The organism is Xanthomonas arboricola pv. juglandis (assembly GCF_001013475.1).
Classification (GTDB): domain Bacteria; phylum Pseudomonadota; class Gammaproteobacteria; order Xanthomonadales; family Xanthomonadaceae; genus Xanthomonas; species Xanthomonas arboricola.
The window spans coordinates 242,980-256,344 of record NZ_JZEF01000006.1 but is presented as its reverse complement, the minus strand read 5'-3'; the positions used below and the strand labels follow the sequence as shown (position 1 = coordinate 256,344).

13 protein-coding genes and 2 tRNA genes are annotated in these 13,365 nt (G+C 65.9%); 6 read left to right on the top strand and 9 right to left on the bottom strand.

Annotated elements, in window-relative coordinates; translation table 11 throughout:
* Nucleotides 1-184: 184 nt before the first annotated feature.
* From XARJCFBP2528_RS20315 to pyrE, 7 genes are all read right to left on the bottom strand, one after another.
* Complete coding sequence (locus XARJCFBP2528_RS20315) at nt 185-1,150, bottom strand: NAD-dependent epimerase/dehydratase family protein (RefSeq protein ID WP_016901961.1); 966 nt, start codon at nt 1,148-1,150, stop codon at nt 185-187.
* Nucleotides 1,151-1,198: 48 nt separating this feature from the next.
* The gene (locus tag XARJCFBP2528_RS20310; protein WP_039816709.1) at nt 1,199-1,924 is read right to left on the bottom strand and encodes a suppressor of fused domain protein; all 726 of its coding nucleotides are present in this window, start codon (nt 1,922-1,924) and stop codon (nt 1,199-1,201) included.
* 43 nt (nt 1,925-1,967) lie between these two features.
* Nucleotides 1,968-2,276, bottom strand: coding sequence for a helix-hairpin-helix domain-containing protein (locus tag XARJCFBP2528_RS20305; RefSeq protein ID WP_016901959.1), 309 nt, complete (start codon nt 2,274-2,276; stop codon nt 1,968-1,970).
* A 33-nt stretch (nt 2,277-2,309) separates the two neighbouring features.
* Nucleotides 2,310-3,239, bottom strand: coding sequence for a ParB/RepB/Spo0J family partition protein (locus tag XARJCFBP2528_RS20300; protein WP_016901958.1), 930 nt, complete (start codon nt 3,237-3,239; stop codon nt 2,310-2,312).
* Complete coding sequence (locus XARJCFBP2528_RS20295; protein WP_016901957.1) at nt 3,239-4,036, bottom strand: ParA family protein; 798 nt, start codon at nt 4,034-4,036, stop codon at nt 3,239-3,241. Before XARJCFBP2528_RS20295 ends, XARJCFBP2528_RS20300 begins: the two co-directional genes overlap by 1 nt.
* Before the next feature lie 115 nt (nt 4,037-4,151).
* Nucleotides 4,152-4,817 (bottom strand): hypothetical protein, encoded by a 666-nt coding sequence (locus XARJCFBP2528_RS20290; protein ID WP_100224744.1) that lies wholly within the window; start codon nt 4,815-4,817, stop codon nt 4,152-4,154.
* Nucleotides 4,818-4,839: 22 nt separating this feature from the next.
* Nucleotides 4,840-5,499, bottom strand: a complete 660-nt coding sequence (pyrE, locus tag XARJCFBP2528_RS20285; protein ID WP_016901955.1) for an orotate phosphoribosyltransferase — start codon at nt 5,497-5,499, stop codon at nt 4,840-4,842.
* Between the two features lie 125 nt (nt 5,500-5,624).
* On the opposite strand from pyrE, the gene XARJCFBP2528_RS20280 reads away from it, so the two are divergent.
* From XARJCFBP2528_RS20280 to XARJCFBP2528_RS20270, 3 genes are all read left to right on the top strand, one after another.
* Nucleotides 5,625-6,425: an exodeoxyribonuclease III gene (locus tag XARJCFBP2528_RS20280; protein ID WP_016901954.1), complete on the top strand. Its 801-nt coding sequence runs from the start codon at nt 5,625-5,627 to the stop codon at nt 6,423-6,425.
* Between the two features lie 241 nt (nt 6,426-6,666).
* Nucleotides 6,667-7,962: an AmpG family muropeptide MFS transporter gene (locus XARJCFBP2528_RS20275; protein WP_016901953.1), complete on the top strand. Its 1,296-nt coding sequence runs from the start codon at nt 6,667-6,669 to the stop codon at nt 7,960-7,962.
* A gap of 58 nt (nt 7,963-8,020) precedes the next feature.
* A complete protein-coding gene (locus tag XARJCFBP2528_RS20270) occupies nt 8,021-8,248 on the top strand; it encodes a hypothetical protein (protein WP_016901952.1) in 228 nt (75 codons plus the stop codon).
* Nucleotides 8,249-8,337: 89 nt separating this feature from the next.
* Here XARJCFBP2528_RS20270 and XARJCFBP2528_RS20265 read toward each other — a convergent pair whose 3' ends face one another.
* Together XARJCFBP2528_RS20265 and XARJCFBP2528_RS20260 are read right to left on the bottom strand one after the other, a co-directional pair.
* Entirely contained in the window at nt 8,338-9,480 is a 1,143-nt protein-coding gene (locus XARJCFBP2528_RS20265; RefSeq protein WP_016901949.1) for an anhydro-N-acetylmuramic acid kinase, read from the bottom strand.
* 282 nt (nt 9,481-9,762) lie between these two features.
* Nucleotides 9,763-11,181: a M23 family metallopeptidase gene (locus XARJCFBP2528_RS20260; RefSeq protein WP_016901948.1), complete on the bottom strand. Its 1,419-nt coding sequence runs from the start codon at nt 11,179-11,181 to the stop codon at nt 9,763-9,765.
* A gap of 171 nt (nt 11,182-11,352) precedes the next feature.
* Between XARJCFBP2528_RS20260 and tyrS the strand changes: the two genes are divergently transcribed.
* From tyrS to XARJCFBP2528_RS20245, 3 genes are all read left to right on the top strand, one after another.
* Complete coding sequence (gene tyrS / locus XARJCFBP2528_RS20255; RefSeq protein ID WP_016901947.1) at nt 11,353-12,564, top strand: tyrosine--tRNA ligase; 1,212 nt, start codon at nt 11,353-11,355, stop codon at nt 12,562-12,564.
* A gap of 424 nt (nt 12,565-12,988) precedes the next feature.
* Nucleotides 12,989-13,064: transfer RNA gene (locus XARJCFBP2528_RS20250), tRNA-Ala, on the top strand.
* A 19-nt stretch (nt 13,065-13,083) separates the two neighbouring features.
* Nucleotides 13,084-13,160 (top strand) — tRNA-Ile (locus XARJCFBP2528_RS20245).
* Nucleotides 13,161-13,365 lie beyond the last annotated feature (205 nt).

Sequence of the window (13,365 nt, the reverse complement as noted above, 5' to 3'; positions counted from 1 at the left end):
AATAACCGGACCCGCGCAGCCGGCAGGAGGTCGTGATCCGCGCCAGGATGGTGCAGGTAGGGCGCGGAAAGCTCAACGCTCCAGCACGCCGCCCTGCCGATACGCCCGTCGCTGCGGGCGCGACCTCGCGTCGATATGCGATTGTCTGGCCGCTGCGCCGCTGTGCTGACGTGGCAAGCGCGCCCTAGGCGCGCTCGCCGAAATAACTGCGGCACCAGTCCACCACCTGCGGCAGGCCGTGCTCGACCGGGGTGGCCGGCTCGAAGCCGAAGGCGGCGTGCGCGCGCTGCGTATCGGCCATGGTGCGGATCATGTCGCCCGGCTGCATCGGCCGGTAGACCTTCTCGGCCGGGCGCCCGGCAGCCTGGGCAATCACGTCGATGAAGTATTCCAGCTCCACCGGGGTGTGGTTGCCCAGGTTGAACACCCGGTGCGGCACCGGCTCGCCGCTGGGCGTGTCCAGCGCGCCCAGCACGCCCGCCACGATGTCGTCGACGAAGGTGAAGTCGCGCTGCATCCTGCCGTGGTTGAACACCTCGATCGGCCGCCCCGCCAGCACCGCGCGGCTGAAGATCAGCGGCGCCATGTCCGGCCGGCCCCACGGCCCGTACACGGTGAAGAACCGCAGCCCGGTCGCGCGCAGGCCGTACAGCTGCGCATAGGTATAGCCCATCAGCTCGTTGGCGGCCTTGGTCGCCGCATACAGCGAGCGCGGCTGGTCCACGCGCTGGTCTTCGGAAAACGGCGGGGTGGCCGAATCGCCGTACACCGAACTGCTCGAGGCATACACCAGGTGCTGCACACCGCGGTGCCGGCACAGTTCGAGCATGTTGACGAAGCCGACCAGGTTGCTGTCGACGTAGGCGGACGGGTTTTCCAGCGAGTAACGCACCCCGGCCTGCGCGGCCAGATGCACCACGCGTGTGGGCCGGATTTCGTCGAACAACGCGGCTAGGCCGTTGCGGTCGGTCAGGTCCAGCGTGCGGATGTCGATGCCCGGGCACAGCGCCGCCACCCGGTCGCGTTTGAGCTGCGGGTCGTAGTAGCTGTTGTAGTTGTCCAGGCCCACCACCGATTCACCGCGCGCAGCCAGCGCGCGGCAGGTGTAGGCCCCGATGAAACCGGCGGCGCCGGTGACGAGAATGGTCATTGCAGTGGTCCTGGAGATATCGGAAGCGGGCGGGCAGGCAGGTGGCGCTCAGAACAGCCCGAAGCGCTTTTTGGCGACGTTGACGCGATCAAGCGCAATGATGTCCCCAATCCCCTTGGCATCGAAGCGATCCAGCAGCGCATCGCTGCCGTCCTTCAGTTTCAGCGCCATCTCCTCCGGATACAGCGGCACCACCGTCATGAACACGATGGTCTTGTCGGCATCGATGGCCAGGCGCGCAAATCCCTCGGGCGTGCTCACCGGTGGCAGCACGATGGCGCCGTCGAAGCGCACGCCGGGTGCGTAGGGTTCGGCCGGGTGGCCATTGGGAATGGTGTGGCCGAAGCCCAGCCAGGTCTCGAACTTGTGCGGCAGCCGGGCCAGGGTCTTGAGCAGGCGGATCGGCCAGTAGTGGCGCGGGTCTTCGAAGTCGCGCTGGTCCATCGGCCAATCGGCGGGCAGGCTCAGCATCAGCTCCATGTACTGCGGCGCTTCCACACCTTCGGGCAGGGTCATCGGCCGGTCGCTCATGCCCGAGGTCACCAGCCGCAGGTACGGGACATCCGCGGTGGCGGGCACCACATGCACGTCCAGATGCACGGCGTCGGAGATGATTTCGTGCAGCACTGCCGAGATCGGCCCCAGGTGCTGCTCGATATGTGCGCTGATCTGCTCGATGCAGTCGCCGCCGTGTGCCGGCTCGAATGCCTTTTCCTGCGCGTGCAGCATCAGCGTGCTGCCGCCGGGGCTGATCTGGTCGTCTTCAGTGCTCATGGGTTGCTCCGGTTGATGGCCGCACCTGATCGCATGCGCGCACTCACCCCAGACTGAGCGGTGCTTCGCTGGCCAGGGTTGCCTTGCGTTCGGCGCTGAACGCCCACCACGGCCGTGGCGCCTCGCCTTGCATGAAGCGCGTGATCGACAGGAACACGTCGATCACGCAGGGATCGTGCAGCACGCCGGTGCGCAGACACAGCTGCGCATACATGTCGTAGGCATCGCGACCGCGCAGTTGCGCGGCAACCCGGATGCCGATCCGCTGCAGATCCTTTTCGCAGGCCGGCCCCACGTTCGGCAGGTCGGTCAGATGCAGCAGGTGCTTGCGATCGACCTTGGCGGGATTCATTGCCGGGGATGCTCCTGGTGCGGGTGCACAGGCTCAGCTGCGCTGCAGGCGCAGGCGTTCGAGCACGCCGTCCAGCGTGTCCAGGTCGGTGTAGTGGATCACCAGCTTGCCCTTGCCGCCGCGGCCGTGGTTGAACACCACCTTGGTGCCCAGCGATTCGGACAGTTCGGTCTCCAGCGAGGCGATATCGGCCTGCGGCGCAACGGCGGCCGGCTTGCCCTTGCGCAGGGCGCCGGGCACCTTGCCGGCGGCGAACTGCTGCGCACGGTGTTCGACCTCGCGCACCGACCAGCCCTGGTCGGCCGCTTCCTGCGCCAGCTTGCTGGCCAGCTCCGGCGCCAGGGTGAGCAGCGCACGCGCATGGCCCATTTCCAGGCGGCGGGTTTCCAGCAGCACGCGGATCGCCACCGGCAATTCCAGCAGCCGCAGCAGGTTGGACACCGACGCACGCGAGCGGCCCACCGCACCGGCAGCCTCGGCGTGGGTCAGCGAAAATTCGTCGATCAAGCGCTGCAGCGCCTGCGCTTCTTCCAGCGGGTTGAGGTCTTCGCGCTGGATGTTCTCGATCAGCGCCATCGCGATGACGGTGCGGTCGTCCAGCTCGCGCACCACCACCGGGACTTCGCTCAGCCCGGCCAGCTGCGAGGCGCGCCAGCGACGTTCGCCGGCCACGATCTCGAACTGCCCCGGCGCCAGCTCGCGCGCCACGATCGGCTGGATCACCCCCTGCGCCTTGATCGACTCCGCCAGCTCGGCCAGCTTGACCTCGTCCATCTCCTTGCGCGGCTGGTACTTGCCCGGCTGCAACTGGGTGACCGGCAACCGGCGCAGGCTGTCGCCCGGCTGCAAGGCCTCCTCGCTGGCCGCGCCCGGCGCCGCGGCGGCGGCCGCGCCCTTAGGCCCCAGCAGCGCTTCCAGGCCACGGCCCAGGCCGCGCTTCTTTGCGGGGATCGGCTTGTTCATCAGACGGTCTCCACGGGCCGGTAGGCCTTGTTGCGGTCGTTCTGGCGGCGCACGATTTCGCCGGCCAGCCCCAGGTAGGCCACGCCACCGCGCGAGGTGCGGTCGTAACCGACGATGCTCTGGCCATGGCTGGGTGCTTCGGCCAGGCGCACGTTGCGCGGCACGATGGTGCGGAACACCTTGTCGCCGAAATGCTCGGTCAGCTCTGCCGACACCGCATTGGCAAGGTTGTTGCGGATGTCGAACATCGTGCGCAGCACGCCTTCGATTTCCAGCGCCGGATTGAGGTTGGCGCGCAACGCCTCGATGGTTTCCAGCAGCGCGGTCAGTCCTTCCAGCGCGTAGTACTCGCACTGCATCGGCACGATGATCGAATCGGCCGCGGTCAGGGCATTGAGCGTCAGCAGCGACAACGCCGGCGGGCAGTCGATCAGGATGAAGTCGTACTCGTCGCGGATCGGCGCCAGGGCGCGCTTGAGCCGCTGCTCGCGCTCGCCCTGATCCATCAGCTGGATCTCGGCCGCGGTCAGGTCGATGTTGCCCGGCAGCAGGTCGAAGCCTTCCGGCGCGGTGACGCGGATTTCGGCGGCGGTGTTTTCGCCCAGCAACAGGTCGCAGGTCGAGGCGGCCACATCGCGCTTGTCGATGCCGCTGCCCATGGTCGCGTTGCCCTGCGAGTCCAGATCCACCAGCAACACACGCTTGGGCGCGCGCGCCAGGCCGGCCGCCAGATTGACCGCGGTCGTGGTCTTGCCGACGCCGCCTTTCTGGTTGGCAATGGCGATGATCCGGGCCATGCGGGAGAGCCTCGTGGGCAGGGAGTAAGACCGGCCATTATGCGGGCAGGGCGTCGGATCGGGAAATGCCGCCCGCCGCAGTGCGCTGCACGGGCGGGAATGACGGCTGCGCCGGTCAGCCGGTTGGCGCAGCGCCGGCCGGCGGCTCCTTCATCGCCCGGTAGCGCTGCAGGATGTCGGCGATCTCGCCGTCCAGCGCCACCCGTTGCTGCTCGAAGCTGGTCTGCAGACGCAATTGCGCCATCAGCTCGCGATGGCGTTGCTGGATGTCGGCGGCCAGCTTGTCGGCCACCGCCTGGCCGGCCAGTTCGCGGTCGCCGGCGCTGCGCAGCATGCTGGCCAGCCCTTCGCGCAGGCTGGTCACGTTGAAGCGCGCGGTGTGGATGTTGTTGTCGACGATGGCGATGCGCTCGTTGAACACCCGGCGCAGGTCGTCCTCGCTCTGGTAGGACATCAACATCGCCTGGTCGGTGCGCTGGCGCATCTGCTCGGCGGCCAGGTCGGCCTGGCGTTGCTGCTCGCTGGCGGCTGCTGCGGCGCGCTCGTCGCTGTTCATGGCGCGCTGCACCTCGGCGCTGCGCAGGCCGCTCTTGGCGTTGAATTCGTCGCGCGCCTGATTGACCGCCTCCGGCGGCAGCGTATCGCTGCACACCCGGGCGCCGTTCTGGTTCCAGCAATACAGCTTCTTCGCGGCCGGCTTGTCCTGCGCGATGGCAGGTGCGGCGGCCACGGCTGCCGCAACGGCGGCGAGTAACGCCAAACGGGTGTGTCTCGGCATCATCGCAGCCCCCTGTCGCCTGCCGTCAGCCTGTGGTGTCGGTGCCGTAGCGGCCACGATAGGCCAGCAGCGGTTCCCGGAAGCCGACAAGGTCGGCGTTTCCTGCCGCAAAAGCAAGCAGGTCGCCCAGGTTGGCCACCGCGATCACCGGGATGCCGGCCTCGGCCGCCACCGCCTGCGCAGCCGAGCGGCGATCCTGCTCGGAGGCGATCTCCTGCCGGTCCAGCGCCACCACGATCCCGGACGGAATGCCGCCGGCGCCACGGATGATGTCCAGCGCCTCGCGGATCGCGGTGCCGGCGGTGATCACGTCGTCGACGATCAGCACCTTGCGGCCCTCAAGCGCCGCACCGATCAGGCTGCCGCCCTCGCCATGGTCCTTGGCTTCCTTGCGGTTGAACGCCAGCGGCAGGTCGCGCCCGCGCCCGGCGTAGGCGCAGGCCAGTGCGGTCGCCAGCGGGATGCCCTTGTAGGCTGGCCCGAACAACAGGTCGAACTCCACCCCGGCCGCATCGATCGCATCGGCATAGCACTGCGCCAGCTGCGCAGTCTTGGCGCCCGAATCGAAGCGCCCGGCATTGAAGAAATACGGGCTGAGCCGCCCGGACTTGAGCGTGAACTCGCCAAAGCGCAGGGCATCGGCGCCCAGGGCCAGCTGCAGGAAACGGGTGCGGTGGTCGGTCATTGACGGGAATGGGGAATGGGGAATGGAGAATCGGGAATGGTAAACGCATCGCGCCTCGGCAGCCTTCGCAGCTGCGCTGGGGTAGGCTTTACGATTCCCTATTCCCGACTCCCCATTCCCGGCCTATGCGCATCATCAGTTTCAACGCCAACGGCCTGCGCTCGGCCGTCACCAAGGGTTTCTTCGAGTGGTTCGCCGACCAAGACGCCGACGTGCTGTGCGTGCAGGAGACCAAGGCCCAGGAGCATCAGCTGGCCGGTCCCAAGTTCCTGCCCACCGGCTACAAGGCCTGGTTCCGCGACGCCAGCACCAAGAAGGGCTACAGCGGCGTGGCCATCTACAGCAGGCACGAGCCCGATGAAGTGCGCACCGCGCTGGGCTGGCCCGAGTTCGACGAAGAAGGCCGCTATGTCGAAGCGCGCTTCGGCAACCTGAGTGTGGTGTCCTTCTATATCCCGTCCGGCTCGTCGGGCGAGTTGCGCCAGGGCTACAAGTTCCAGGTGATGGAATGGCTGCGGCCGATCCTGGAGCAGTGGCTGGCCAGCGGCCGGCAGTACGTGCTGTGCGGCGACTGGAACATCGTGCGCTCGGCGCTGGACATCAAGAACTGGAAGTCCAACCAGAAGAATTCCGGCTGCCTGCCGCCCGAGCGCGACTGGCTCAACGGCCTGTGCGCCGACGCGCTGGAAGACACCAACGCCGCCAGCGGCCGCGGCTGGGTCGATACCTACCGCGTGCTGCATCCCCAGGGCCAGGACTACACCTGGTGGAGCAACCGCGGCGCAGCGCGCACCAACAACGTCGGTTGGCGCATCGACTACCAACTGGTCACCCCCGGCCTGCGCGACAAGGTGAAGGCCTGCTCCATCTACCGCGAGCAGCGCTTCTCCGACCACGCGCCGTACATCGTGGATTACGCGGAGTGAGTGAGGGCGCGCAGCTGGCAGTGACGAGCATGGGGACCGTTGGCCAGGCCCCCCAGTGGTGTGCTTCCAGCCACTGCGTGGAGATCAACCTCGAGTGCGTGCAGGCTGTGCCTGGCCGCAGCCTGATGGCGGTGGATCCTTCATGGAGCCAATCATGCGTTTCCGGCAGGTCAATCCGCGCAGAGGCTAGCGATACTGCCCGCCCGGCAACAATCAGCACTCGTTCCCAGCGGCCACACGCATGACCAAGCCTGTACCCAACTACAAAGGACTGCGTGGCATCCGGCAGGCCTTCGCCACGCCATCGGCTGCAACCATGGCACTGCTGGGTTTCGGCAGCGGTCTGCCGTTCCTGTTGATCGCCTCGCAGACCCTGTCCACCCGGCTGCGCGACGTCGGGCTGGATCTGGGCAGCATCGGTCTGATCAGCCTGGCCAGCTTCTTCTACCTGCTCAAGTTCCTGTGGGCTCCGCTGATCGACCGCTATGCGTTCCCGATCACCGCGTTTCTGGGCCGCCGGCGTTCCTGGCTGCTGGTCTCGCAACTCGGCGTCACCGCCGGCCTGTTCGCACTGGCGTTTTCGCGCCCGGACATGAGTGTCACCGGCCTGGTCGCCTGGGTGCTGTTCGCCTCGTTCTGGGGCGCCACGCAGGATTCGGTGGTGGATGCCTACCGCATCGAAATTGCCCCAGACACGGCGCAGGCGGCCTTGGCGGCGACCTACACCCTGGGCTATCGGATCGGCCTGATCCTCGGTGGCGCCGGGGCGCTGTACCTGGCCGAATACCTCAACTGGACCTCCGCGTACCTGGCCATGTCGGCGCTGATGCTGCTGCCGATCATCACCACCCTGGTATGCCGCGAGCCGGACCGGCCGCTGGTCACGGTGGTGCGTCGCATCGACGTAGCCGGCGCTTTCTGGCAGCCCATTTCCAGTTTCTTCTCCAGCAATGGGCTGGCGCTGGGCATCGTCCTGCTGGCATTTGTCGGCCTGTTCAAATTCCCGGATCAGGTGATCGGCGTGATGGCCGGGCCGTTCTATCTGGATTCTGGCTACACCAAGGCCGACATCGCCACGGTGTCCAAGCTGTTCGGTGTATGGATGGGCATCGTCGGCGCGTTCGCCGGCGGTGCGGCGGTGGCGGCGTTCGGCTTCCGTCGCATGCTGCTGGTGGCCGCCCTGGGCGTGGCGCTGTCCAACCTGGCGTTTTTGTTGATGGCGCAGAACCCTGGCAAATTGTGGGCGTTCTACGCCGCACTCAGTGCCGACAATCTGTTCCAGGGGTTCGCCGGTACCGTGCTGGTGGCCTTCATGTCATCGCTGACAAATCGCAATTTCACCGCCACCCAGTACGCCCTGCTGGTTTCGCTGGCCAATTTGCCGGGTAAATTCGCCGGCGGTGTGTCCGGGTTCCTGGTCGAGGCCACCTCCTACAGCACCTTCTTCATCCTCAGCGCCCTGACCGTGGTTCCCACGCTGGCCCTGCTCGCCTGGCTGTGGCCGCGGCTGGATGCCCGCGATGGGCGCCCGGATTGAAACGGCCGCCAAGGTTGTCGATGATGCAGGCGGGGCAGCGCAGTGCACGAGGCAGGGCATGACCGATCTGGTGTTGCGGGACATCGATCCATTGCTGGTGGACAGGATTCGTCGCATCTCCGTCGCTCGCGGCTGGACCCAGCACCAGACCGTGATGCATCTGCTCGAACAGGGCCTGTTCGCCAGCGAATACGAAGTCACCGGCGGCCTGCAACACCCGGAAGTCGATGCCCTGGCCGAAGCGATTGCCGCGCTCAAGGCGCTGCCGGCAGGGAATAGTCCGTAGCTGCAAACGGTCAGCCAGCGCTGCCTCGCGTGCGAATCCGCTTGGCGCGAGGATGCTGCGAATGCGGGCGCTCGCACTGACCAGGCCTGTCACGCCGGATAGATCGCCCCCAGCAACCGCGGCCCGGCCGCCCCGGTCACCGACGGCAGATTGGCGGCCCGGCCTGCGAGCAGCTCCGCGGCCAACCATGCGAACCCCATTGCCTCCAGGTAGTCCGGATCCAGCCCATGCCGCGCGCTGGATTCCACCACCACGCCCGGCAGTCGCGCTACCAGTCGTGCCATCAACACCGGATTGCGCACCCCGCCACCGCAAACCAGCACCCGGCGGGTATCGGGCTGCAGCCGCAGCAACGCGTCGGCGACGCTGGCTGCGGTCAGTTCGAGCAGGGTCGCCTGCACATCGGCCGCAGACAGCGCTACGTCTCCCAGCGACCGCATCGCCTGCATCGCCCAGTCCAGATGGAACTGCTCGCGTCCGGTGCTCTTGGGCGGCGCCAGCGCAAACCACGGGTCGGCCAGCAACGCCTGCAGCAGTGGGGTATCGACGCGCCCGCTGGCGGCGAACGCACCGTCGGCATCGAACGCCGTGCCGCGATGCTGTTGGCACCAGCTGTCCAGCAACGCATTGGCCGGGCCGGTATCGAAGCCCAGCACCGCGCCATTGCACGGGATCAGCGTCAGGTTGCCGATGCCACCCAGATTGAGCACTGCGCGATCTTCATCGCCCGTGCCCAGCATGGCCAGATGGAAGGCCGGCATCAGCGGCGCGCCCTGACCGCCGGCAGCCACATCGCGACGGCGGAAATCGGCCACCGTGGTGATGCCGGTGTGCTCGGCAATCCGGCTGGCATCGCCGATCTGCCAGGTGAAGGCCGGATCGGCCTTGGGTCGATGCCGAATGGTCTGCCCATGCGAGCCGATCGCGCGAACGCGCCCACGCGCGATGCCGCTGTCGCGGATCAGTTGATTGGCCGCGGCCGCAAACGCCAGCCCCACCTGCGCATCCAGGTGTCCAAGCGCATCGATGGCGATCACGTCGGCGCCCTGGCCCAGCATCACCAGCGTTTCGCGCAGTTGCGGCTCCCAGGCCATGGTCGTGCCGGCAACCAGTTCGCAGCGGCGGTGGCTGTCATCGGCAAAGCGCACCAGTGCGGCATCAATGCCGTCGGCGCTGGTGCCCGACATCAGGCCCAGGTAGAGCGGGGATTCCAGGTGTTCCGGAGCAGACATGCCAGAGCCAGTTGCACAGTGGTCATGCAGCTTGTGCAGCCGGCGTGGGAGAGTCAACCGGCCCTGCACGCCTCGCGCGGCAGGGCCGATAGGCTGTGCGCTCGCCAGGCAGCGCTATACGCGCAGTGCCGACTGTCGCGTCGGCGTCCGGGTTCCCACTTATGACCAGCCTTAGCCCGGCTCTGGCCGTGATATCGCGTGAGCTAAACCCTTCGCGAATAGGTGCGCAGCCATCCGACCGGCGATGGCCAGGTCGGCGGCTGAGAAGTCAGCCGCCGACACTCAACCGCGCGGCTTGCCCTTGGCAGGCTTGCCGGCGTCGGCGTAGATCAACTTCTCCATGCCTTCGATACGCGCCAGCGCCGGCGCCGTCTGCGCGCGGAAGGCGGCCAGTTCGGCACCCTGCAAGGGCTCGGGCGGCGGCATGGTCACCGACATCGGGTTGCGCTGCTGCCCGGCAACGCGGAATTCGTAATGCAGGTGCGGGCCGGTCGCCAGGCCGGTCATGCCGACATAGCCGATCACCGTGCCCTGGTTGATGCGCTGGCCGGCCTTGATCTTGCCGAAGCGCGACATGTGTCCGTACAGCGTGCTGAAGTTCCTGCCGTGGTCCAGGATCACCACATTGCCGTAGCCGCGCTGGGTGCCGACGAACACCACCCGCGCATCGCCGGCAGCCATGATCGGCGTGCCCGAGGCTGCCGCGTAGTCCACGCCCTTGTGCATGCGCATGGTGCCCAGCACCGGATGCTTGCGTGCGCCAAAGGTCGAGCTGATGCGGCTGTAGGCCACCGGCATCCGGATGAAGCTCTTCTTCAACGGCCGGCCGGTGATGTCGAAATACTCGGCCGGCTTGCCGGCACGCTCGAAACGGAAGCCGGTATAGGTCTTGCCGCCGGTGGTAAAGGTCGCCGCCAGGATGTCGCCGGTATTGATCCGCTCGCCCTCGCGCCAGGTTTCGTCCATCACCACGCTGAAGCGATCGCCCGGCTGCAGATCCTTGTCGAAGTCGATGTCGTACTTGAAGATCTCGTCGGTCATGACCGACACCGCCGCCGGGGACAGCCCCGACTTGCCGGCCGAGGCGTACAGCGAGCTGCTGATTTCCCCGCTTGCCACCACCGTGCGCGTGGTCGTCGCCCGCTCGGTGACGTTCTCGCGCACGCTGTCGCCCAGCAGGCGCAGCTCCACGCGGTGGCTGTCGTCGCGGTCGAAGCGCAATGCGCGCAACTCGCCCGGCGTCGGCATATCGAAGGCAATCTCCGCACCCGGACGCAGCTTGGTCAGCGCCTCCTTGGTGCCCGGATGCGCCAGTACCTGGTACATCACCGCGGTCGGGATTCCCAACTCGCCGAACAAGGTGCTCAGCGTCTGCCCGGACTTGACCTGCAGGATTTCCCAATCGGTGCTCGGCGCCAGCTGCTTGCGGCTCGGCACCAACGGCGGCAGCGGCAAGGCCAGCGTGGAATGGCTGGACAGCGGGGTGTCGATGGCGTTGGAGAAGCCCGGCACAATCGTGGCCACCAGCGCACCGATGGTCGCGAACAGGCTGGCATGGATCCAATGACGGCGTGTCCATTGGTCGTTGAATGCCGCCGGCAGATGCGCCTTGAGCTTGCGATGCAGGGCAGTGTCGTGGAGGACGTGGAGGCGTTCGTGAAAGCGCCGCTTGCGTGCACGGCCCTGCTCTGAGTTCTGCATCGTTCTAATTCCTCGCTGGCTCGAAGTGCGAGCCCAATCGCCGGTACCATAGACAGCCTGTAACAGCGCGTCAAACCATTGAGCCTGTTCGTTTATTTACATTTGGCGCGGAATTAACCCGCGTTTAACATCGTTCACGTTGTTGACGGCAAACGCCGCTGGAGTCTGTGGTTGGCCACTATCGAAGAATCCCTCGCACTCATCGGTCGCGGCGCCGAGGAGATCCTCAAGCTCGATCAGCTCGAAGCGCGACTGAAATCAGGCGTCCCCCTGCGGGTCAAGGCCGGTTTCGATCCCACCGCGCCGGATCTGCATCTGGGCCACACCGTGCTGCTCAACAAGATGCGGCAGTTCCAGCAGCTCGGGCACCAGGTGATCTTCCTGATCGGCGACTTCACCGGCATGATCGGCGACCCGAGCGGCAAGAACGTCACCCGCAAGCCGCTGAGCCGCGACGATGTGCTGGCCAACGCGCGCACTTATGAGGAGCAGGTCTTCAAGATCCTGGACCGCGAACGCACCGAGGTGCGCTTCAACTCCGAGTGGTTCGGCCAGATGAGCGCGGCGGACATGATCAAGCTGTCCGCGCAGCACACGGTGGCGCGCATGCTCGAGCGCGACGACTTCGCCAAGCGCTTCACTGGCCAGCAGCCGATCGCCATCCACGAATTCCTGTATCCGTTGGTCCAGGGCTACGACTCGGTCGCCCTGAAGGCGGACGTCGAACTGGGCGGTACCGACCAGAAGTTCAACCTGTTGATGGGCCGTGGCCTGCAGGAGCACTACGGCCAGGCTCCGCAGGTCGTGCTGACAATGCCGCTGCTGGAAGGCCTGGACGGCGTGGCCAAGATGTCCAAGTCGCTGGGCAACTACATCGGCATCAATGAGCCGGCCATCGACATCGTCACCAAGACCATGAAGATCGGCGACGAGCTGACCTGGCGCTGGATCGATCTGCTGTCTTTCGACATCAGCGTGGCCGAAGCAGAGCGTTTGAAGGCGCAGGTCGCCTCGGGTGAACTGCACCCGCGTGAGGTCAAATTGCGGCTGGCGCGGGAACTCACCGCACGTTTCCACGACGCTGCTACCGCGGAGCAGGCCATCGCCGGCTGGCACGCGGTAGTGACAGGGCAGGGCGACACCAGCCTGTTGCCGCTGCAGCAGGTCGCTGTACCTGCCGAGGGTCTGCGGATCGCAAGCCTGCTCACCGCAGCCGGCCTGACGCCGAGTAATTCGGAGGCCACGCGCAAGCTCAAGGAGCGAGCGGTCAGGATCGATGGCGAAGTGGTCGAAGATCCGGCACGCCAGTTCGGGCCAGGCTTCGAAGGCGTCTTCCAGGTGGGCAAGCGTAACTTCGCCCGCGTAGCGCTGGTCAGCGGCTGAGCTGCGAAGGGTTGCTGCATGGCGGCAACCTCCGCTCTGCGGTGACATCTATATAGGTGCACCGGGATGCATGAGCCGGATCAGCGGCTTGCCATAGCGGACTATCAGGACGTGTCACCGCGCGGGAATGGAAAAATCGTGAAATTTTTTTCACAAACCCCTTCCCAAACTCTCCGGTTGGGCCTATAGTTCGCCTCCCCCGACGCAACGGCCCCGCAAACGCGGAACCAGAGCGAAAAGGGTTCGAAAATTCCCTGATTTAGGGTGTTGACGAAACGGAAAAGCCGGCTATGATGGGCGGCTCGCTACACGGAAAGACGCTCACCTCCTTTTGAGCATGACGTCATCGTCTTGCGGGCGTCCTCACAAATTACCTGCATTCAGAGATTCATACCGGCACAGGTCGGTATGCGAAGTCCCTTTTGGGGCCTTAGCTCAGCTGGGAGAGCACCTGCTTTGCAAGCAGGGGGTCGTCGGTTCGATCCCGACAGGCTCCACCATATTGAGTGAAAAGACTTCGGGTCTGTAGCTCAGGTGGTTAGAGCGCACCCCTGATAAGGGTGAGGTCGGTAGTTCGAGTCTACCCAGACCCACCACTCTGAATGTAGTGCACACTTAAGAATTTATATGGATCAGCGTTGAGGCTGATACATGTTCTTTTATAACTTGTGACGTAGCGAGCGTTTGAGATATCTATCTAAACGTGTCGTTGAGGCTAAGGCGGGGACTTCGAGTCCCTAAATAATTGAGTCGTATGTTCGCGTTGGTGGCTTTGTACCCCACACAACACAACATGTAACT

Excerpts from the sequence above, each read along its gene's own strand:
- XARJCFBP2528_RS20305 (WP_016901959.1), bottom strand. The coding sequence starts at position 2,276 with ATGAATCCCGCCAAGGTCGATCGCAAGCACCTGCTGCATCTGACCGAC.
- XARJCFBP2528_RS20300 (WP_016901958.1), bottom strand. The coding sequence starts at position 3,239 with ATGAACAAGCCGATCCCCGCAAAGAAGCGCGGCCTGGGCCGTGGCCTG.
- XARJCFBP2528_RS20310 (WP_039816709.1), bottom strand. The coding sequence starts at position 1,924 with ATGAGCACTGAAGACGACCAGATCAGCCCCGGCGGCAGCACGCTGATG.
- XARJCFBP2528_RS20260 (WP_016901948.1), bottom strand. The coding sequence starts at position 11,181 with ATGCAGAACTCAGAGCAGGGCCGTGCACGCAAGCGGCGCTTTCACGAA.
- pyrE (WP_016901955.1), bottom strand. The coding sequence starts at position 5,499 with ATGACCGACCACCGCACCCGTTTCCTGCAGCTGGCCCTGGGCGCCGAT.
- XARJCFBP2528_RS20295 (WP_016901957.1), bottom strand. The coding sequence starts at position 4,036 with ATGGCCCGGATCATCGCCATTGCCAACCAGAAAGGCGGCGTCGGCAAG.
- XARJCFBP2528_RS20290 (WP_100224744.1), bottom strand. The coding sequence starts at position 4,817 with ATGATGCCGAGACACACCCGTTTGGCGTTACTCGCCGCCGTTGCGGCA.
- XARJCFBP2528_RS20280 (WP_016901954.1), top strand. The coding sequence starts at position 5,625 with ATGCGCATCATCAGTTTCAACGCCAACGGCCTGCGCTCGGCCGTCACC.
- XARJCFBP2528_RS20270 (WP_016901952.1), top strand. The coding sequence starts at position 8,021 with ATGACCGATCTGGTGTTGCGGGACATCGATCCATTGCTGGTGGACAGG.
- XARJCFBP2528_RS20275 (WP_016901953.1), top strand. The coding sequence starts at position 6,667 with ATGACCAAGCCTGTACCCAACTACAAAGGACTGCGTGGCATCCGGCAG.
- XARJCFBP2528_RS20265 (WP_016901949.1), bottom strand. The coding sequence starts at position 9,480 with ATGTCTGCTCCGGAACACCTGGAATCCCCGCTCTACCTGGGCCTGATG.
- XARJCFBP2528_RS20315 (WP_016901961.1), bottom strand. The coding sequence starts at position 1,150 with ATGACCATTCTCGTCACCGGCGCCGCCGGTTTCATCGGGGCCTACACC.